Here is a 5,125-nt window from a genome sequence, read left to right on the forward strand (position 1 = left end):
GCTCGCGCACGATGGCCTTCGGCATCACCGAGCCCGACGCGGGTTCCAACGCGCACCGCATCACCACCACCGCCCGCCGTCCCGTACGCGCCGTCCACCGCCCCGCCCCCGTACGCACCATCCGCACCCCCAGCCCTCACAGCGCGGTGTGCTCCCACCAGTGGTCGAGCAGGGTGGTGTCGCCGGTGCGGGTGAGCTGCGGTGCGGTGGGCGGTAGGCGGCGGGTGAGCAGCAGGAGGAGGTCGGCGACGGGCGCCGTGACCTTCACCTCGGCCGCCGCGGTGCCGGTGGCGGTGGACCGGCGCGGCCCCCGGCCGGTCCTGGTCACCAGCCACGCCCGGTCGGGGGCGCCGGTGGGGACGAACAGCAGCCGCTGGCCGTCGCCGCGCAGCGCGGCGAGTTCCGGCTTGAGCGCCACCGCGTCCGGCGCGCACAGCAGGTCAAGGGCCTCGTCGAGGGCGCCGGTGGCCAACTCGGGCGCGAGCCGGAAGGCGGTGCCGGCGGTCAGCGCCGCGTCGGCGTGGTGCACACAGGCGTCGTGCACCATCCGGCGCAGCCAGAACTCCGCCGGCTGCGGGCCGAAGGAACTCCACACCGGGCCGTCGGCGCGGCGTACGGCCGTGATCAGTTCGGTCGCGCCGGCGGCCACCCAGTCGGCCCAGTCCGCAGGCGGCCCGGGGTCGGCCCGGCGCGGGTCGGGCACCTCGGTCGGCGGCCCGGTCCGAACGATCTGCGCGGCCCAGCGGTGTGCCTGGCCGAGGTGGCCGACCAGGTCCCGCACCCGCCACTGCGGGCAGGTGGACACGGTCGCCGCCGGGTCCAGGTCGCGCACCGCCCGTACGACGGCCGCGCCCTGCACACGTAGCGCGGTGGCGAGCCGCGCGAGTTCCCCGGCGGTCTCGTCCGCCACCTCCCCCGCGGCCGGGAAGCCGTCCGGCCGTCCCACCGGCAGCCCCTCCGACGATCCACCGGGCGCCCCGGCCGGCCCCCGCGCCACCTGCGCCCCGTCCGGCGCCCCGCCCGGCGCTCCGCTGGACGAGCCAGCCCGCTGCTGCTGCTCAACGTCCGCTCGGTTCATGGTCGTTGTCCTCATCTTCCGTACGGTGGGCTCGTACGGTAAAAAGCGCACCCGGGTGGAGGTTCAAGGCATCGTGACCGAGGTCACACCAGTGGGGGCGGTGCTGGGGATCGGGGAACTCGGGCGGCTGGCCGGGGTGCCGGTGCGTACCGTCCGCTTCTACTGCGACCAGGGGCTCCTGGACAGCGTGCGCAGTACGGGCGGACACCGCAGGTTCGCCCCGGCAGCCGTCGACCGGCTGCGGCTCATCCGGCAGTGGCGCGGGCTCGGCCTCGGGCTGCCCGCGCTCAGCGAACTGCTGGCCGGCCGGCTGCCGCTCACCGCCGCCCTCGCCGCCGCGCGCGGGGCACTGGACGCGGAGTGGGCGGCACTCGGCTGGCGGCGGGCGGCGCTGCGGGCGGTCGAGGAGGCCGCGGGCGCCGAACGGGTCGCCCGGCTCGACCTGCTGGGCTCACTGCCCGACGGGCACGCGGCGCACGGGGCGGTCCTGGCGTTCTGGCAGCGCCTGCTGGACCCGGCGCTGCCGGCCGACACGGTCGCCATGTTCGTGGCCGTGAGCGTCCCCGCCCCGCCGGCGGACCCGACGCCGCAGCAGGTGGTGGCCTACGCGCGGCTGGCCGCACTGACCGCCGACCGCGATCTGCAACGGCGGCTGCGCGCCCGCGCCCGGGCCAGCCGCGAGCTGGTCAGCGACCCGGTCGCGCTGCTGGCCGGCATGGACGAGGCGTACCGGCTCGCCGATCCGCTGCTGCGCGCCGGGCGGCGGCCGGCCCCCGGCCCGGCACTCGACCGGTTCGTCGCGGCGCACGCCGAGGTGCGCGGCGGGCGGGACACGGCGGCCTTCCGGCACGAGTTGCTGACCGCGTTCCGGCGCGGCACCTGGACGCATGTCGCCGTCCCCGGCGACCCTCGCATCCGCCGGTACTGGCACCTGCTGGGCGAGGCCACCGGCGAACCCGTCACCGTCGGCACCGTGCACGACTGGCTGGTCGATGCGCTGGGGCGGTCGGTGGGGTAGCCGGGACGGGTGCGGGTCCTGCGGCTGGGTCCGGCCCCGCGCGGGCGCGCCCCGCGAGGGGGTCCGCGCGGCCGGGGTGCGGTGCGCGCCGGTTTGCGACGAGCGGGCGGGCGGGGCGAGCGGGCGGCCTGCGGCGTTGCCGGCGGTTCGGCGGTTCGGCCATGGAGCCGGGCGAAGCCACCCAGTCGGGGACCAGGACAGACCGGCCCAGCCACGACCCCCGGGCGGAGCCACCCAGCCGCGGCCCGCGGAACGGGCCCACCAGCCGCGAGCCGGAGGCAGAGCGCCCCAGCCACGGATCAGGGGTGGAGCCACCCAGCCTCGCACCGGGGACAGACCAGCCCAGCCACAGGCCCGCGGAGCGAACCGCCCCACCCACGGGCCAGAGGCAGCGCACCCCAGCCACGCACCAGGCGCGGGCCGAGGGGCAAGGCCCCTCACCCCGAGGAGCAGCCCCGAGGAGCAGCCCCACCCCAGCCCACGCCCCAAGGTCCGGGCGGCCCCGCCGCGCCCCCGTGGCCGGGGAACGTCGGCCGGGCCGCCCCGTGGACGGGGTCCTGTCGAGGGAGGGTCGATCACGAGATATCTTGATGTCGAGCAATGTTGCAGACGTGGAGCGGAGCACCCGGTGACTGACTCGACCATCATCTACACGCACACCGACGAGGCCCCGGCCTTGGCGACGTACTCGTTCCTGCCGGTGATCGAGGCCTACGCCTCGACGGCCGGAGTGACCGTCGAGAGCCGTGACATCTCTCTGGCGGGCCGGATCATCGCGAGCTTCCCCGAGTACCTGGAGGAGGGCCAGCGCATCGCCGACGCGCTGGCCGAGCTGGGCGAGCTGGCCAAGACGCCGGGTGCGAACATCATCAAGCTGCCGAACATCTCGGCCTCGATCCCCCAGCTCAAGGCCGCCGTCGCGGAGCTCAAGGAGCAGGGTTACGCCCTGCCGGACTACCCGGACGACCCGCAGACCGACGAGGAGCGGGAGATCCGCGCCCGGTACGACAAGGTCAAGGGCAGCGCCGTGAACCCGGTGCTGCGCGAGGGCAACTCCGACCGCCGCGCCCCCGCGTCGGTCAAGAACTACGCCAAGGCGCACCCGCACCGCATGGGCGCCTGGACCGCCGACTCCAAGACGAACGTCGCGCACATGACCGGCGACGACTTCCGCTCCACCGAGAAGTCGGCGATCATCGACGCGGACGGCGCCCTGCGCATCGAGCTGACCGGCGACGACGGCAGCACCACCGTGCTGCACGAGTCGGTGCCGGTGCTGGCCGGCGAGGTCGTGGACGCGGCCGTGCTGCACGTCGCGCCGCTGCGCGAGTTCCTCACCGCGCAGATCGCCCGCGCCAAGGCCGAGGGCGTGCTCTTCTCCGTACACCTCAAGGCCACGATGATGAAGGTCTCCGACCCGATCATCTTCGGTCACGTCGTGCGCGCCTTCTTCCCGAAGACGTTCGCCGAGTACGGCCAGACGCTCGCCGCTGCCGGCCTCACCCCCAACGACGGGCTCGGCGGCATCCTCAAGGGCCTGGAGTCGCTGCCCGACGGCGCCGCGATCAAGGCGTCCTTCGACGCGGAGCTCGCCGAGGGCCCGGAGCTGGCCATGGTCGACTCCGACCGCGGCATCACCAACCTGCACGTCCCCAGCGACGTCATCGTGGACGCCTCCATGCCCGCGATGATCCGCACCTCCGGCCACATGTGGGGCCCGGACGGCCAGGAGGCCGACACCCTCGCGGTCATCCCGGACAGCAGCTACGCCGGCGTCTACCAGGTCGTCATCGACGACTGCCGCGCCAACGGCGCCTTCGACCCGGCCACCATGGGCTCGGTGCCCAACGTCGGCCTGATGGCGCAGAAGGCCGAGGAGTACGGCAGCCACGACAAGACCTTCGAGATCCCGACCACCGGCACGGTGCGGGCGCTCGACGGCAACGGCAACGTGGTGCTTGAGCAGGCCGTCGGCGCCGGCGACATCTTCCGCATGTGCCAGGCCAAGGACGCCCCGATCCGCGACTGGGTCAAGCTGGCCGTCAGCCGCGCCCGCGCCACCGGCAACCCGGCGGTGTTCTGGCTGGACGAGGGCCGCGCGCACGACGCCAACCTCATCCGCAAGGTCACCACGTACCTGGCCGACCACGACACCGACGGCCTCCAGATCGAGATCAAGTCGCCGGAGGAGGCGACCGCGTTCTCGCTGGAGCGCATCCGCCGCGGCGAGGACACCATCTCGGTCACCGGCAACGTGCTGCGCGACTACCTGACCGACCTGTTCCCCATCCTGGAGCTGGGCACCAGCGCCAAGATGCTCTCCGTCGTCCCGCTGATGAACGGCGGCGGCCTGTTCGAGACCGGCGCCGGCGGCTCCGCGCCCAAGCACGTCCAGCAGCTCGTCAAGGAGAACTACCTGCGCTGGGACAGCCTGGGTGAGTTCCTGGCGCTCGCGGTCAGCTTCGAGCAGCTCGCGCAGAGCACCGGCAACGCCCGCGCCCAGGTCCTCGCCGACACCCTGGACCGCGCCACGGCCTCCTTCCTCAACGAGGACAAGTCGCCCAGCCGCCGCCTCGGTGGCATCGACAACCGCGGCAGCCACTTCTACCTGGCGCTCTACTGGGCCCAGGAGCTGGCGCAGCAGACCGAGGACGCCGAGCTCGCCAAGGCGTTCGCCCCGCTCGCCGCGACCCTGGCCGAGCAGGAGCAGACCATCGTGGCCGAGCTGATCGCGGTGCAGGGCTCGCCGGCCGACATCGGCGGCTACTACCAGCCCGACCCGGCCAAGGCCGCGGCCGTGATGCGCCCGTCGCAGACGTTCAACCAGGCGCTGGCCTCGCTCGCCTGAGCATGAACGCATAGCCCGCGGTGTTGTGGGGGGGGGGGGGGGGCCGCCCCCCGCGCCCCCCGGCGGGGGGGCCCCGGGGGGGGGGGGCACCCCCGGGGGGGGGGGGGGGGGGGGGGGCTGGGGTTTTTGTTGGGGGGGGGGGGGGGGAGGGGGGGGGGGGGGGGGGGGGGGGGGGGGGGGG

The 5,125-nt window shown here is 74.8% G+C and carries 3 protein-coding genes; 2 read left to right on the plus strand and 1 reads right to left on the minus strand.

All coding sequences use genetic code 11. The annotated features are described in order from the left end of the window. Window positions 1–136: 136 nt before the first annotated feature. Window positions 137–1,078, minus strand: a complete 942-nt coding sequence (locus AAHZ94_RS28155; protein ID WP_349996343.1) for a maleylpyruvate isomerase family mycothiol-dependent enzyme — start codon at window positions 1,076–1,078, stop codon at window positions 137–139. Between AAHZ94_RS28155 and AAHZ94_RS28160 the strand changes: the two genes are divergently transcribed. Together AAHZ94_RS28160 and AAHZ94_RS28165 are read left to right on the plus strand one after the other, a co-directional pair. Further along, entirely contained in the window at window positions 1,077–2,096 is a 1,020-nt protein-coding gene (locus AAHZ94_RS28160) for a MerR family transcriptional regulator (RefSeq protein ID WP_349996344.1), read from the plus strand. The genes AAHZ94_RS28155 and AAHZ94_RS28160 overlap by 2 nt on opposite strands. Window positions 2,097–2,724: 628 nt before the next feature. Beyond that, a complete protein-coding gene (locus tag AAHZ94_RS28165) occupies window positions 2,725–4,944 on the plus strand; it encodes an NADP-dependent isocitrate dehydrogenase (RefSeq protein WP_349996345.1) in 2,220 nt (739 codons plus the stop codon). Window positions 4,945–5,125 lie beyond the last annotated feature (181 nt).

Source organism: Streptomyces sp. HSW2009 (genome assembly GCF_040240285.1).
Classification (GTDB): Bacteria; Actinomycetota; Actinomycetes; order Streptomycetales; family Streptomycetaceae; genus Streptomyces.